Origin of the sequence: Citrobacter sp. MGH104 (assembly GCF_001034485.1) — a bacterium.
GTDB lineage: Bacteria > Pseudomonadota > Gammaproteobacteria > Enterobacterales > Enterobacteriaceae > Citrobacter > Citrobacter freundii.
Genome location: NZ_KQ089818.1, coordinates 3,734,722 through 3,749,298 on the forward strand (window position 1 = coordinate 3,734,722; position 14,577 = coordinate 3,749,298).

Here is a 14,577-nt window from a genome sequence, read left to right on the forward strand (position 1 = left end):
CAGTATGCCGGATAAGGTGCTTGCACCACCATCCGGCAGTGCTTACACGGTGTTTACCCTGATAATATCCGCGAGTCGGGTAAACGCCGCCGACATTTCATGCTCTTCAATACTTGCAAACCCCAGCAACAGGCCGCTGCGTTTCTCTTCATTCACGTAATAGCGTGATAACGGGCGCACCAACAACCCTTGCGCATTCGCTTGTTGGGCAATGACCGCGTCATCGCTCCCTGCGGGTAACTGTAAGATCATATGCAGCCCGGCGTTGCTGCTGAAGGAACCAAGATAATGCTCACCAAGCTGGCGGCTGATAAGCTCTACCAGCATCTGGCGACGACGACTGTATAGTTGGCGCATTTTCCGAATGTGCGCTGCGTAATAACCCTCGCGAATAAACTCCGCCAGCGCGGCCTGAATCAACAGATGCCCACCACGATAGAGGTCGTTATGAACCTTTTTCAGCGGAGCGGCCAACGATTTAGGTAACACGACATACCCGAGTCGCAGTGCGGGATAGAGAGTCTTACTGAATGTCCCGATGTAAATGACCGGTGTCTCTTCTTCCAGTCCCTGCAAAGAGGGGATCGGCTGGCCGGAAAAGCGGAACTCACTGTCGTAATCATCTTCCACTATCCAACTTCGCGTTTCACGTGCGCGAAAGATAAGTTGCCGGCGGCGACTGAGGCTCATCACCGAACCGAGAGGGTATTGATGTGACGGTGTCACAAAAATCAGTTTTGGCGGTGTTTCGCCTGCATCCGGTGGGATCATACCTTGTTCATCAACCGGGATAGCCGAAAAATTCACCGCATTGATACGCAGAATATTTTTGATTCCCCAGTAGCCCGGCTCCTCAATCCAGGCGTGATCGCCCGGGTTGCATAACGTTCGGGTCACCAGATCCAGCGCCTGGTGAATACCTTCGGTAATCAGAATTTGCTCCGGCGAACACCGCACGCCGCGAGCGGTGCGCAGATAGTCCGCCAGCGCTTCTTTCAGCTCATTCACACCGCCTGCGGCATCGTAAGTGAGAAACTCCGGGCGCAATCGTCTTGCCAGCCTGTCCTGAATTTTTTTGAGCACCCGGTGTGGGAAATGCTCTACATCAGGTACGCCTGGAATAAACGCGCCCCACTGACGGGGACTGGCGCTGGCATTACCTAACAGCTCAAGGCAGCGGGCAGATAAGCGGGTGTGATCCTCCAGAGCCGCAGCAACAGGTTCTTTATTGGGACGCAGGTTGAGATTGTCCAGCACGCTGTCAGTGACAAATGTGCCGCTACTGGTACGCGCAGAAATATAACCTTCGGCCTGCAACTGCTCGTAAACCCGCAGGACGGTATTGCGCGATAGCATCAGCTCTCCTGCCAGGTCACGCGACGGAGGCATTCGGGTAGCCGGTTTCAGGCTACCTTCGAGGATGCAACTACAAATGGCGGCATACAGGCGGCGATGTAGTTTTTCGTCAGTCTGCTGACTAAATGCATGCTTGATCACATCTCCGGCAAGTGAACGCATTTGGATCCTTAAAATAAAACGATTTGGCTCTCGATTAAAGTACCAGACGGCGTCTAAATTTAAAGGGTAATTCAACCGAAATGTATTAATGGACAAGGTGTAGAGAATGAACAATAAAAACCTGCAACAACGTCGTCTGGATGCCACTCCGCGTGGCGTGGGTGTAATGTGTGATTTTTATGCCCAGTCGGCAGAAAACAGCACGATTACCGATATCGAAGGCAATCAGTACATTGATTTTGCCGCCGGGATTGCCGTGCTGAACACCGGACACCGCCATCCTCGCCTGGTGCAGGCAGTCGAAGCGCAACTTCAGGCTTTTACCCATACGGCTTATCAGATTGTCCCGTACGAAAGCTATGTGTCTTTGGCTGAGAAAATCAACGCCGTCGCGCCAATCGATGGCAAGCGTAAAACCACATTCTTCACCACCGGGGCTGAAGCGGTAGAAAACGCGGTGAAAATTGCACGCGCACATACCGGGCGTCCTGGCGTTATCGCATTTGGCGGTGGTTTTCATGGTCGTACTTACATGACGATGGCGTTAACCGGCAAGGTGGCACCCTATAAAAAAGGTTTCGGTCCGTTCCCTGGCTCTGTTTACCATGCTCCGTATCCTTCTGAATTACAGGGTATTTCCACGGAGGATTCCCTAAAAGCGATTGAGCGTCTGTTTAAAGCCGATATCGACCCAACCCAGGTTGCGGCGATTATCTTCGAACCCGTCCAGGGCGAAGGGGGCTTCGTGGTGGCACCGCCGGAATTTGTGGCTGCCATCCGCCGTATTTGCGACGAGCATGGCATCGTGATGATAGCCGATGAAGTACAAAGCGGGTTTGCCCGTACGGGCCAGCTGTTTGCGATGGATCATTACGCCGATAAAGCGGACCTGATGACCATGGCGAAAAGCCTCGCGGGCGGTATGCCGCTGTCTGGCGTCGTGGGCAAAGCCGAAATCATGGATGCACCTGCGCCGGGTGGTCTGGGTGGAACTTACGCCGGGAACCCGCTGTCGATCGCGGCGGCCCATGCAGTACTGGACATTATTCATGATGAACAGCTGTGCCAGCGTGCGGCGGCCCTCGGCGAACAGCTGCGCGCCGCTCTGACAGATGCGCAAGCAGGGTGTCCTGAACTGGCCGAAGTGCGTGGTTTAGGTTCTATGATTGCTGCTGAATTCTGTGATCCAGTGACAGGGGAACCCAACGCTTCCGCCGCACAACGCGTGCAGAAGAAAGCCCTTGAGCAAGGACTGCTGCTGCTGACCTGCGGTCAGTATGGCAACGTTATTCGTTTCCTTTACCCGCTGACGATTCCGCAGGATCAGTTCGCCAAAGCGCTTCAGATCATCAAAGCGGCGACGAAATAGTCCCGTATACCGCAGAAAAGACATAAAGCCGACGGTTGTCATCACCGTCGGCTTTATTATTGCTGGCATAAATTGATCTTCCTCGTGTGTAGTGCGGTATTTATCGCGAATGGGTTGCCAGTCATTACGTTATATAATTTAATACATATCGTTTTTACTCCTCTATTCAGATGGTATCCCATGTTAACTTTCCGCTCTTTTGTGCTGGTATGCGCCAGCATGTTGTTTGCGTTTTCTGCTCAGGCCGACCGTACGATCACCGATCAGCTTGGTCGTCAGGTCACGATCCCTGACCATGTGGACAAAGTCGTCGTGCTGCAACACCAGACGTTGAATATTCTGGTCCAGCTCAATGCCCAGCAGGACATTGTTGGCGTGATGTCGAGCTGGAAAAAACAGCTCGGGCCTGAATTTGCGCGCTTTATGCCGACGATTACTACATTGCCGACGCCGGGTGATCTCACCAGCGTGAACATCGAAAGCCTGCTGGCAATTCATCCACAGGTGGTGTTTGTCGCCAACTATGCGCCCGCGGAGATGATCCAGCAGATTCAGAACGCCGGTATTCCGGTCGTGGCTATCTCATTGCGCAAAGATGCCGGCGGGCAACAGAATAAAATGAACCCGACTATGGCCGATGAAGAGCAGGTCTACAACGAAGGGTTGAAGCAGGGTATTCGCCTGATTGCGGATGTCGTGGGGCGCAAACCGCAGGCTGAAACGTTAATCGACTACGTTTTTGCGGCACGAGCAAAATTCAATGCGCCGGTTGCAAACATCCCGGATGCGCAAAAAGTCCGTATTTATATGGCTAACCCCGACCTGATGACTTACGGTTCCGGTAAGTACACCGGACTGATGATGCAGCACGCGGGGGGATTAAACGTGGCGGCTGCCAGTGTGAAAGGGGCCCGTCAGGTTGCGCTGGAGCAGGTATTAGCGTGGAACCCGCAGGTGATTTTTGTCCAGGATCGCTATCCGCAGGTGGTAACTCAGATCCAAAACGATCCGAACTGGCAGGGGATTGATGCGGTGAAAAATCATCGTGTCTGGTTGATGCCTGAATACGCCAAAGCCTGGGGCTATCCGATGCCGGAGGCGTTGGCGATCGGTGAACTGTGGATGGCCAAAAAACTGTATCCGGATGCCTATAAAGATGTGGACGTTGATGCGCAGGCGCAAGATTACTATCAGCGTTTTTATCGTGTGAACTGGCAGTCTGATGCAGCTAAGTAACCGTTTTTTGCCCCAGCAACCGCTCTTAATCGTTGTGGTCCTGTTGCTGGGCGTCAGTTCGCTATGCCTCGGACAATATCCGCTGTCGTTAAGCGAGGTGTTTTACCACCTGACGCACTATAGCGACGCTGAGGGAATAGCCAGCCAGGTGATCTGGACGGTCAGATTACCGCGTATTCTGATGGCGCTGCTGGCGGGGGGCGCGCTGGGGTTATGCGGGGCGACGTTGCAAGGAGTATTTCATAATCCGCTGGTCGACCCGCATATTATCGGTGTGACGTCGGGGGCGGCCTTTGGCGGAACGCTGGCCATCCTGCTCGGTCTTTCGCCCTTGCTGATGATGGGGTCAACGTTTTTCTTCGGTCTGATGGCATTGATCCTGGTGTATGCCATTGCTGCGTTACAGGGGCTGGAGAATACGCTGGTGTTGATCCTGTCAGGTATCATTTTGAGCGGCTTTTTTGCCGCGCTGGTGAGCCTGATCCAATATCAGGCTGATACCGAAGAGACGTTACCTAATATTGTGTTCTGGCTGCTGGGGAGCTTCGCGACGGCCAACTGGCATAAAGTACTGCTATTGGCGGTTCCAGTCGGTATCGCCGCGACGGTTTTGTTCCAGCTACGCTGGCGGATAAACCTGTTATCGCTCAATGACAAAGATGCCAGAGCACTGGGGGGGGCGGTGGTTCCTCTGCGACGCAGCGTTTTGGTGTGCTGCGCATTTTTGGTCGCCGCTCAGGTGGCGGTCAGCGGCAGTATTGCCTGGGTTGGGTTGGTTATTCCGCATCTGGCGCGTTTGCTGGTGGGCGTTGATCATCGTCGTCTACTGCCGTGTGCCTTCTGGTTGGGGGGCGGTTTTATGATTGTCGTGGATGATATTGCCCGCACCCTGATGCACGCGGAGATACCGCTGGGGATCATAACCGCATTGTTCGGTGCGCCGTTGTTTGCTTTCTTGCTCATTCGTACCAGCCGTCGGGAGAAATCATGATACCTGCCGCACTGCGCGTAAATCGGCTTTCTTATGGGTATCGCGCGCCGCTATTTGAGCCGCTAACGTTCTGTTGCCAGAAAGGTGAGATCTGGGCCGTGCTCGGACGAAACGGCCTGGGCAAAAGTACACTGCTCGATACGCTAACCGGCACGCTGCCTGCTTTAGGCGGGAGTATTGAAAATAACGGTGGGATAGGGATTGTGGCACAGCATAGCCATCTGCCGTTTCCTTATACGGTCAGCGATGTGGTGCTGATGGGGCGAGCACAGCACGTGAAGCTTTTTGCGCAACCCAGCCAGCAGGATCAACAAAGAGCAATGCAGGCATTAGAGCAGTTGAGTATTGCGCATCTTGCCTCCAGCTCATTTGGCTCACTTTCTGGCGGGCAGCAACAGTTAGTGATGATTGCCCGGGCTCTGGTGACTGAGTGTCAAACGTTGTTACTTGATGAACCGTGTTCCGCGCTGGATCTCGCCAATCAGCAGGTGGTGCTCCAGCTCATCAGCGATTTGGCCCATCAACAGGGATGCAGCATTCTCTTTTCGACCCACGATCCGCTTCACGCGTTGCAGGTTGCTTCCCATACTTTGCTGCTACTCCCTGAAGGTAAATGGCGGGCAGGGCCAACGGACAGCATTGTGACCGAAGAGAATCTGTTTCTGGCCTATGGCTTACCGCTGCGAAAACTTAGCGTGGAGAATCACCCTACGCCGTTTATCGCACCGTTGTTTTCTATTCGGCGTTAAGCGGTAAGAATCCTGCGGCGGTAAGGAACGCCTGACCGCTGCGGGAAAGTATGAATTCAACCAGCGCCATGACTTCTTTGGATGCATCAAGCACCGCCAGTTGGTATTCGCAGCAAATATTGTGCTCGTCCGGAATAGCCACGTAATGTACGTCGGTCATCGCGTGCAGCGCGTGTGCGTAATGCGCGTAACCGATAAACAGATCGGCCAGCCCCTGGCGCAGGATCCAGGCGCTCGCCAGTTCTCCTTGCGGGATTTTTACCGTATCACGGCCACCAACCAGTGGGATAGCGCGCGCCCGAAGTTGCCGCCCGAGTCCTGGTTCCAGTACATCCATATTGTCGAAAAATGCCCAGGTATAGTCTCCGGAAGGGTCGCAGCCGGGCGTTGATGTCCCTGGTCGCAGCGTTGGGTCGCGGAGTAAATCCAGCCAGGTTCCGATTCGGTTGCTGACAAGGCTCAGTTTGTTCCAGCAAAAGGTGTGCGTTGAGACGGCTTTATTACGTACCAGCAGGTTTTGCGGATGTTCCCGGTTGGCGGAGGCAAAGAGCGCACACGGTTCACCCGCTTCAATACGCTCGCGCAGTAAACCGGCCGGACCATATTCAATCTTGACGTCTATTCCACTCATGCGCGTGAACTGGCTTATCAGCGGGGTAAATGCTGGGCGTAAACTGCCCGCGGCGAACAGGAGAATGGAAGAGGGCATGGTATCCGGGCTCTGACGAAAGACATTATACGAAGAAGATGAATGATACGCGTTGAGCATGGAATTTAGAATGATTTAACGCATTGCTATTGTAGCAACGTAGGAAACGATAAAACCGAAGATAAAACGATAGTTTTGAAGGGAAATAGCACCAAATCGAAGAGATGATTTGGTGCGTCCGAGTGGACTCGAACCACCGACCCCCACCATGTCAAGGTGGTGCTCTAACCAACTGAGCTACGGACGCAAGATGGTGCGTTCAATTGGACTCGAACCAACGACCCCCACCATGTCAAGGTGGTGCTCTAACCAACTGAGCTATGAACGCAACGTTGTAGGTGACAACGGGGACGAATATTAGCGGCACAGACCGAATGAGGCAAGAGGGAAATGGCATTTTTCTTCCTGATCTCACGCGATTGCAGAGTAATTAAGCAAGTTGATTATATTTTGTTGATTTTGCAGCGTGTTTTTTATTCATGCAGCAGGCAGGGGCATAATGGGAACGGTTTGAATGACATGAGCACTCAGTCTTTTAGCGTTGCAAGGATCGTGGCTTCTATTTTCTCTTGAGTCGTGTAGGGGGCAAAACGCTTAAGCGGCTTACCGTCGCGCCCGATCAGGAATTTAGTGAAGTTCCACTTGATCCACCCAGCACGCCGGGTAATTCATCTTTCAGGAAACGAAACACCGGATGCGTCCCAGCGCCGTTGACGTCCACTTTCTCAAACATCGGGAAGCTCACACCGTAGTCGATGTGACAGGTTTGTGCGATTTCATCGGCTCCACCAGGTTCCTGTTTACCGAACTGGTTGCAGGGGAAACCCAGCACCACCAGACCCTGTGCGGCGTACTTCTTATCGAGCACTTCGAGGCCTGCTATTGTGGCGTGAATCCACAATGACTGGCGGTATTAACCACCAGCACCAGTTTGCCAGCGTAATCGGCCATCGAGATGGGTTGGCCATTGAGACTGGTGGCAGTAAGTTGATGAAAGGTGGTCATACCGGAATCCTCAATTAAGTTCACATTACTCATATTGCCTGCGGGTTATAGGCTTCGCTTAGTGACTTTTTATTATGGTAGCAACCGTAAGATTAATAAAATGACTAAGTTGAGAGGAATTGCTCCGCCATCAAACTCACATTTAATCTGCCGTGGCAGAGTTAAAAAATCCACGCCAGGCGTGGATTTTAAGAGGGCGTGGGAAGCAGGAGTTAGCGCTCGTTTTTTGCCATTAACAGCGCCAGGTCGACGAGCCGATTGGAGAATCCCCATTCGTTATCGTACCAGGCGAGAATTTTGACCATATTGCCACCAATTACCAACGTTGACAGGCCGTCGATAATGGATGAACGCGGGTCACCCTGGTAGTCACTTGAAACGAGCGGTTCATCGCTATAGCCCAGGATCCCTTTCAGCGGCCCCGTCGCGGCGGCGTTACGAAATGCATTATTGACTTCTTCTTCCGTTACATCCCGCTCAAGCGTGACGGTCAGGTCGACAATTGACACTACCGGAACTGGTACGCGCAGCGAATAACCGGTTAAGCGACCATCCAGCTCAGGGATGACTTTGCCAAGCGCCTTTGCAGCACCGCTTGAGTAGGGCACTATCGACAATGCAGCGGCGCGGGCGCCACGAAGATCTTTTTCCGGTTGGTCGTGCAGCGCCTGGCTGTTGGTGTAGGCATGGGTGGTGTTCATCAGACCATGCTTAATACCGAAATGTTGGTGCAAAACCTGCGCGGCAGGTGCCAGACCGTTGGTGGTGCAGCTACCGTTGCTGACGACAAAGTGTTTATCCGCCGAGTAGAGATGATCGTTAACGCCCATCACGATGGTTAAATCATCGTTTTTACCTGGAGCAGAGATAATTACGCGCTTTGCGCCACCGCTGTGGATATGTACTGCCGCCTTGTCTCGTTCAGTGAAGAAGCCGGTTGCTTCAATGACAATATCGACTTCACGTTGACGCCAGGGGATTTTGGCTGGGTCGCGTTCGCTAAAAACAGTAATGGAATTACCGTTAACGACCAGTTGCCCCTCACTGGCGGCGACGTCGGCATCGAGTTTACCCAGCAGCGAATCGTATTTCAGCAGGTGCGCCAATGTTTTACTGTCAGTCAGATCGTTGATTGCCACAATCTGAATATCCGAGTTACCCAGTGCAGCACGCAGTACGTTACGTCCGATACGGCCAAAACCGTTAATACCGACCTTTACCATGATCAACTCCTTATCTGTTGTCTCTGGCATAAATTTAGGCCGATCACTGCTTGGCGTAAACGACAAAAAAGGATCACTTTAGGCCATTTTACGACAATGAAAACGCTGGCGATATTCGCCCGGGGTCAGGTGAAGCTGTTTTTCGAATAGTCGTCGCAGGTTGATGCTGCTGCCGAATCCCGTTTGTTCGGCAATACGCTCCAGCGTCTCGTTGGTCTGCTCCAGACGCTGCCGGGCGGCGGCCAGACGAGCTTCAGCTACATAGCGCGCCGGTGAAGCTCCTGTTTCCCGGGTAAACACGCGGGTGAAGTTACGTGGACTCATGGCGACTTTTTCCGCCAGTTTATCCACGCTGAGGTCGGCGGTGAGGTTCTCAAGCAGCCAGACCAGCAGATCGTTAATCGGGCCCAGAGTACTGGTATGCTGAAGGTTGTAGCGGCTAAACTGCAGCTGGCCCCCAGGACGGCGCAGGTACATGACGAAGTCTTGAGCGACGTCGCGCGCCAGACTGAAACCATAATCCTCTTCAACCAGCGCTAGCGTTAGATCAAAGCCGGAGCTCACGCCACCCGATGTCCAGATGTATTCGTCCTGAATATAAAGCGGACCGCTTTCGACGCGCACCTGAGGGAATTCTGCCTGCATGGTTTCAAGTAGTTTCCAGTGGGTGGTGGCTCGTCTGCCGTCCAGCAGCCCGGTTTGTGCCAGCAGCATCGCACCGCCGCAAATGGATGCAATGCGGCGGGCATGGGGAGCGGCAAGGCGCAGCCAGTCAACCACAGCAATTCCTTCCTGCGGATTTTGACCTCTGCCGGTGATAATGATGGTATCGAGAGGTTCGCGAGGATCTATCTCATGCAGGCGATGATCTGCCAGTAGGTTCAGGCCGGACTGACCATGGATCACCTGATGTGGTTGCGTTGTGGCTAACTGAACCTGATAACAGGTTTCCGTAGCGCTTTTGGGATGCAGGCGGTTGGCCTGCATCATGATGTCGGCAATACCGGCGGATTCAAACAGCATGCCGCCATCGGGAACAATGATGAGTATCTTCTTCATGTCCTGAAAAGTAGTCTTTTTACAAAATAAGTCAACAGACATGTGTTGCGGGATACTATTCTTGTCCCAATATTACAAATAAATCAGGCTGATTGTGGCCTCGCCCTGTAACTCAGTCTCATCCTGTAAGCTCAGGCCATCGGAGGCAATGGCGGCAGAGATCCTGAGGGGGATTGTCAACTGACGAATTGCCACGGGATTATTTTTCGCATCCACCGGAGTCAGTCTCATGATGCCTGAAATCAGTGTTAGTGCTGTCCCGGCTGATTGCCACATGCTCCGTTCTTGTTCCCCCGTCTGATACCCCCATGACGCGATATCGCCTTCCACGGCGCTCTCCCCGGCTAATGCGGTTATCAGGTAACCACCAATCGGTTTTTGACCTGAGGTAACACCCAGTCCAAAGAGGGTGTCAGATGAATGCCGACCAGATGTCTTATCATCGTGAGAGTCAATTATCAGGTTACGGACCCGGGTTTCCGCTTTTTCATCATTGACCATCCATGCCACCTGTCGCAGGCTCTCGCACTGTATATGCAAGCCGATAACACGTGGCGTCAACAGATAGGGAGATGAAGAACGGATCGATGAGAGACTCAGCGTACCGTAATCCACAGTGCCGCCATTATCCAGCGATACCCGGCATGCCGCCGGGATCATTTCAGCTGAAAAGCTCACATCCACCGTATTTTCCGCATACGCCTTCGTAATCAACAGGCAAAATATCCCCCCGGCACAACAAAGCCACCGATGTATCCGGCTTTTAATAAGCGAAATCAGGCGCATCTTTCCTGTAACACTTGACTGGTGGTATATAACACGCTGAAAAATTTCCTTGAACCAAAATGAAATCATCGAGTTATTCTCTCTCTGGTACGGTCATACGTAATGACAATGTTGACGCCTGCTGATCTGAAACCTGAAAGCTGCGGGCCTGTACACGGGGAATAACCGTAAGCAGGAAAGTGGCCGACATCCCGTTCACGGGCTGATGATGCTGCTGGAGCTCAACTGTGTCTCCGTTGAGAACAGCAATAGGGGTCTGCGACCGTGATTCAGACGATTTATTAAGCTCGTGGTGAACAACGAACTGGCTGCTCTTATTATCGACAAAAGCTTCACTGAACATCACCGTTGCCCGTCCCTCCTCACCGAAACTGAAGTCGAGTCCTCGACGGTCATTGTCATCAAACCGGATATGTATGGGTTGAGGAACATCACACCGCACCTGTACCTGTACCTGACGGGCGGGCAACTGCTGCCATTGTACCTGCCCGGTGGGCTCAGTATCCTGAAACCGGACTTTGCCGTATTCGTGGCGCAACTGGCTGGCAATAATATTGCACTGCGCTTGAACGACCGGACTGACAATAAAAAAGATGCCGCAACACAATGATATTAAACGAATCATTCGCATACTCCCGTTAACTCTTCATATAAACCATCCTGAGGTGGTGTTGGGGGCAGGGAATACTGTAGCTGGCACATGGGGCTACCGTTGTCATCCCCCACAAAGAACGACTCACCGGGCTGCAGGTTGCTAAAGAAAACCAGGCCTTTTTCCAGAGAATTCGTCACGTACTGCCCATCGCTGTCTACGATCCCTTTTCCTTTAGACAGAAGCTTTCCGTCAATACGTCTGACTGTCATGAGTACCCTGCGGGTGTCTGATACCCTGAATTGTGTGAATGCGACGGCTCCTCGCGAAACGGTAAGCTCCGCGGCACCATTGGTTAAGTCGACATGTCTGGGCAACGTTTTAACATCAATATTGAGACGAGAGGGCTGCCACGGTGTTAAGCCGGGAACCAGCGCTTTGCCGCGATAATCAGTCCAGACGGGGCCCTGCGGGGTAGATACTTTGATCCCGGAAAGCGGAGAATTTAATGAAAGCGCGCCGTATGATTCCTGAATCGCATAAGGTGAAAAAAGTATCCCTTCCTGATTAAAGGAAATCCCACCGCTTAGCGAACCGCCATACCCCCAATAATTGGCGGTCTGGCTGGCATACCCACTCATCTGGGCATAATGCAAATTCTGCCCAAAACTGCCGCTGATGGTATTTTGTGCATTTTGCCAGTCCCGTCCTGCCGATAACGAATATGACATATCGTCCCATTGTCCGCTGGTCTGAACATCGTTATAAGTCCGGGAGCCCTGTCGACGAAGGGACAGATTTACGCGATCGTGTCCCAGAGGCAGCCCAAGTCGGATATAAAAGACATCATCGTCACGTTGCGTACTCGTCCGGGAGCCAGAAACACGTTGCCATGTGGCCGAAAGGTTAATCTGACCATGTCCAGCCCAGCGCCAGTTTTTTGACCATGAGGCATACCATGATTTCGGTGTGGCGGCATGGTCACGCGCGGAGGAGGTCGAGTAACTCAGCGAAAACAGACCTAAATGTTCATGAGCCCAGTTACCTCCCACATTGTAGTAACTGTTCGCTGTGGAAGTCGTATGATTTACAGCGTCGCTGAGCTCACGAAATCCCGCAGATGTTGTGGTCCAGGCCGCCTGAATACTGGCGGAAGGGTTAAGCTGGTAGCGGAGACTGAGGCTTTCCTTGCTGCCCGCATGATGCGTGTACTGTTCCTGTGCCATCGTGGTTTGCAGCGACAGTGACCATGCCGGTATCGGAATAAAACTCAGGGATGCCGCCGCGGATTGATACTGTGCTGAGGCCAGAGCGCTACCGCTTAGCGTTGCCTGTCGGGAAATCCGCATCCCCTGACTTCCGGTAATGAGCCAGGGGGCCGATTCATCGCTGGCAACTGTCTCGCGCACTTTACCGAGTGCCACAGACCCATAAAGGGGAGCGTCGGCCGGAGTTTGTAAGGCCGTGACAGGTACTGAAAACGTTGTTAACTGACCATCCTGTTCCGTCACTTTCACATCCAGCGGAAACTGCGTGCTGAGCATGGAAATGTTATCTAATGAAAACGGTCCTTCAGGAACCTGTGTTGCCTCGATTAACTGTCCGTTTTGATAAACCTCAACACGAGCCTGCGCGGAACGCGCTATTCCCTGAACAGAAACGCCGCTACGAGCAGGACGCAGTGCACTATCAGGAAACAGTTGAAGCCCCGTTAATCCAGGAATGGCGAGTAGCGTCTGACGAGCGTATATCTCTCCTGCCTGAAAGGTCTGTTGTAGCGACTGAAACGTCTTCTGGACATAAGTATATAGTCGCTGAGAACGACGTGTTCCGTCACTGTACGATACCGTATGACGACTGCGAAGCAGCCAGTCATTCAGATTCAGTCCTGATTCAAATAGTCCCAGTTGATAAGTTTCGTGCTTTCCGGACTGAACTGTGGTTGACGACTGCAGATTATAATTAAGCAGCCCCGATGTGCCTCCCTGAATAATATCCTTCCGTAATAAGATGCTTTCTGGCGTCAGCGCAGATGTCGGAACTGTAAAACTAATCTGATTTTTATACGGGTCTGCCGTTAACTGTGCTGTGGGATAAAGCGTCTGATAATCCAGACATCCTTGATTAAACTCATACGCAAGTCCGAGATTTCGGGATGTTTCAGGGGTTATACAGGGTTCGCCCTGCGCATTAAATCGCGTCATAAGCTGACGTTTATTGCGCCCGTTAATCACCCAACTAACAGGATATTCGCCTGGTGAAAAACGTGCGGCGTGAGAAAAATAATGACTCAGACCAGCATCCAGTCCACGGTTTTTTAATCTTCCGTCATCAAATAGTAAAGGTTCGGCGGATAACATCATACTGTAACTACCAAGTAGACCGAGAAATAAATAATATGCATACCTGTGAACAGGCAATGTTCTGATTAAATTAAAGGGCATTTATTAACCTTATAGCTATCCTTGCAGGAGCTCGGATATAAATCGTTCTGATGCGAAATAGGTTTTTATAATAAATATTCAGCGTTGAAACCTGACATCCGGTCTGGCGCTAAAGTTTCTTTCAATTTAGCGAAGCAATAAACTCCGACACCTGAACACCGTAACGGCTGACTGGAACAAAACGTACTTCGTTATCAGCCGTAAGCGAGGATGCTGATGATAAGGTTATATGCTGGCCCGGCAGTAAATACGTTCTCCCGAGGTCAAATTGTGTCTTCGACGGTAGTGTGACAAACTGCTGGGCCAGGCGGACGACATAGGGGCCTGGATTAGTAACTTTCAGCTGATTGCCTTCTTTATGCCATGTAAGTAACGTCCAGGGATCTTTTCGTTCCGGTAATCCTTCTGGATGAATAAGTACGGGTAAATTCTGACGTATGGTAATACCAATTTTGTTACTACCGGGAATTTTTGGGGGGATACCTTCGAAAATGACACGTTTAAGATGCTCAGTAATTAGCGGCTTTTCCGTTTTAAGAATAAATCGAACTTGCTGAGTCTTACCTCCTTCAACCCGGACTACCGGCTGAGTCGGCAGGAGTTTAATCGTGTCATCCTCACCGTCAACATTAATGACCTGTGTGTAAAGCAGGGAAGGGATATTGTCTGTATTGGTGACATTCATGCTGCCTCCGCTTTCCTTTTCCTGGATCAGTAAAAGGGAACTGTCAGGCTGCATTCCGGTGGCCATACTAACCTGTGGGACGCATATCAGGAAAAGTGAAAGAATGAAAAGAACTTTCCAGAAGAAAAATGGCTGACGCATTGTAGTTATTCCAGTATATTTACCGGGCCATTAGAACATGGCCCGGTAATAAACAGAGTCGATAAAATTA

At 51.9% G+C, this 14,577-nt stretch carries 12 protein-coding genes, 2 tRNA genes and 1 pseudogene; 4 read left to right on the plus strand and 11 right to left on the minus strand.

Annotated features, from left to right (window positions below; genetic code table 11):
* Window positions 1-42: 42 nt before the first annotated feature.
* Window positions 43-1,518 carry a MocR-like pyridoxine biosynthesis transcription factor PdxR gene (pdxR, locus tag SK34_RS17610; protein ID WP_048233653.1) on the minus strand — a complete coding sequence of 492 codons (1,476 nt, stop codon included), beginning with the start codon at window positions 1,516-1,518 and terminating at the stop codon, window positions 43-45.
* Window positions 1,519-1,624: 106 nt separating this feature from the next.
* Here pdxR and puuE point away from each other — a divergent pair, with 106 nt between their 5' ends.
* From puuE to SK34_RS17630, 4 genes are all read left to right on the plus strand, one after another.
* On the plus strand, window positions 1,625-2,887 hold the full coding sequence (puuE, locus tag SK34_RS17615) for a 4-aminobutyrate transaminase (protein ID WP_048233655.1): 1,263 nt from the start codon (window positions 1,625-1,627) through the stop codon (window positions 2,885-2,887).
* A 180-nt stretch (window positions 2,888-3,067) separates the two neighbouring features.
* Window positions 3,068-4,123 (plus strand): ABC transporter substrate-binding protein, encoded by a 1,056-nt coding sequence (locus SK34_RS17620; protein ID WP_048233656.1) that lies wholly within the window; start codon window positions 3,068-3,070, stop codon window positions 4,121-4,123.
* Window positions 4,110-5,114, plus strand: coding sequence for a FecCD family ABC transporter permease (locus tag SK34_RS17625; protein WP_048233658.1), 1,005 nt, complete (start codon window positions 4,110-4,112; stop codon window positions 5,112-5,114). Before SK34_RS17620 ends, SK34_RS17625 begins: the two co-directional genes overlap by 14 nt.
* Window positions 5,111-5,863, plus strand: a complete 753-nt coding sequence (locus SK34_RS17630) for an ABC transporter ATP-binding protein (protein WP_046670615.1) — start codon at window positions 5,111-5,113, stop codon at window positions 5,861-5,863. Before SK34_RS17625 ends, SK34_RS17630 begins: the two co-directional genes overlap by 4 nt.
* On the opposite strand, the gene SK34_RS17635 is transcribed toward SK34_RS17630, so the two are convergent.
* The 10 genes and pseudogenes from SK34_RS17635 to SK34_RS17685 form a co-directional block, all read right to left on the minus strand.
* Window positions 5,850-6,572 (minus strand): substrate-binding domain-containing protein, encoded by a 723-nt coding sequence (locus SK34_RS17635; RefSeq protein ID WP_048233659.1) that lies wholly within the window; start codon window positions 6,570-6,572, stop codon window positions 5,850-5,852. The two genes, SK34_RS17630 and SK34_RS17635, sit on opposite strands and share 14 nt — an antisense overlap.
* A 170-nt stretch (window positions 6,573-6,742) precedes the next feature.
* Window positions 6,743-6,819, minus strand: a tRNA-Val gene (locus SK34_RS17640).
* 4 nt (window positions 6,820-6,823) lie between these two features.
* A tRNA-Val gene (locus SK34_RS17645) sits at window positions 6,824-6,900 on the minus strand.
* Window positions 6,901-7,099: 199 nt separating this feature from the next.
* Window positions 7,100-7,577: pseudogene (locus SK34_RS24720) on the minus strand (glutathione peroxidase).
* A 212-nt stretch (window positions 7,578-7,789) separates the two neighbouring features.
* Window positions 7,790-8,800, minus strand: a complete 1,011-nt coding sequence (gap, locus tag SK34_RS17660; protein WP_016150174.1) for a type I glyceraldehyde-3-phosphate dehydrogenase — start codon at window positions 8,798-8,800, stop codon at window positions 7,790-7,792.
* Window positions 8,801-8,878: 78 nt separating this feature from the next.
* Window positions 8,879-9,859, minus strand: coding sequence for a GlxA family transcriptional regulator (locus SK34_RS17665; protein ID WP_048233661.1), 981 nt, complete (start codon window positions 9,857-9,859; stop codon window positions 8,879-8,881).
* A gap of 72 nt (window positions 9,860-9,931) precedes the next feature.
* Entirely contained in the window at window positions 9,932-10,714 is a 783-nt protein-coding gene (locus tag SK34_RS17670; protein ID WP_032941311.1) for a DUF1120 domain-containing protein, read from the minus strand.
* A 4-nt stretch (window positions 10,715-10,718) separates the two neighbouring features.
* Window positions 10,719-11,270 (minus strand): DUF1120 domain-containing protein, encoded by a 552-nt coding sequence (locus tag SK34_RS17675; protein WP_048233663.1) that lies wholly within the window; start codon window positions 11,268-11,270, stop codon window positions 10,719-10,721.
* Window positions 11,267-13,681 carry a fimbrial biogenesis usher protein gene (locus SK34_RS17680; RefSeq protein ID WP_172960245.1) on the minus strand — a complete coding sequence of 805 codons (2,415 nt, stop codon included), beginning with the start codon at window positions 13,679-13,681 and terminating at the stop codon, window positions 11,267-11,269. The genes SK34_RS17675 and SK34_RS17680 overlap by 4 nt, the downstream gene beginning before the upstream one ends.
* Window positions 13,682-13,802: 121 nt before the next feature.
* Entirely contained in the window at window positions 13,803-14,507 is a 705-nt protein-coding gene (locus SK34_RS17685; RefSeq protein ID WP_003029264.1) for a fimbria/pilus chaperone family protein, read from the minus strand.
* Window positions 14,508-14,577: the final 70 nt, after the last annotated feature.

What these genes read in the sequence shown, in the direction of transcription:
- SK34_RS17670 (WP_032941311.1), bottom strand. Translation starts at nt 10,714, where the DNA reads ATGATTTCATTTTGGTTCAAGGAAATTTTTCAGCGTGTTATATACCAC.
- SK34_RS17620 (WP_048233656.1), top strand. Translation starts at nt 3,068, where the DNA reads ATGTTAACTTTCCGCTCTTTTGTGCTGGTATGCGCCAGCATGTTGTTT.
- SK34_RS17685 (WP_003029264.1), bottom strand. Translation starts at nt 14,507, where the DNA reads ATGCGTCAGCCATTTTTCTTCTGGAAAGTTCTTTTCATTCTTTCACTT.
- SK34_RS17625 (WP_048233658.1), top strand. Translation starts at nt 4,110, where the DNA reads ATGCAGCTAAGTAACCGTTTTTTGCCCCAGCAACCGCTCTTAATCGTT.
- pdxR (WP_048233653.1), bottom strand. Translation starts at nt 1,518, where the DNA reads ATGCGTTCACTTGCCGGAGATGTGATCAAGCATGCATTTAGTCAGCAG.
- gap (WP_016150174.1), bottom strand. Translation starts at nt 8,800, where the DNA reads ATGGTAAAGGTCGGTATTAACGGTTTTGGCCGTATCGGACGTAACGTA.
- puuE (WP_048233655.1), top strand. Translation starts at nt 1,625, where the DNA reads ATGAACAATAAAAACCTGCAACAACGTCGTCTGGATGCCACTCCGCGT.
- SK34_RS17630 (WP_046670615.1), top strand. Translation starts at nt 5,111, where the DNA reads ATGATACCTGCCGCACTGCGCGTAAATCGGCTTTCTTATGGGTATCGC.
- SK34_RS17675 (WP_048233663.1), bottom strand. Translation starts at nt 11,270, where the DNA reads ATGATTCGTTTAATATCATTGTGTTGCGGCATCTTTTTTATTGTCAGT.
- SK34_RS17680 (WP_172960245.1), bottom strand. Translation starts at nt 13,681, where the DNA reads ATGCCCTTTAATTTAATCAGAACATTGCCTGTTCACAGGTATGCATAT.
- SK34_RS17635 (WP_048233659.1), bottom strand. Translation starts at nt 6,572, where the DNA reads ATGCCCTCTTCCATTCTCCTGTTCGCCGCGGGCAGTTTACGCCCAGCA.
- SK34_RS17665 (WP_048233661.1), bottom strand. Translation starts at nt 9,859, where the DNA reads ATGAAGAAGATACTCATCATTGTTCCCGATGGCGGCATGCTGTTTGAA.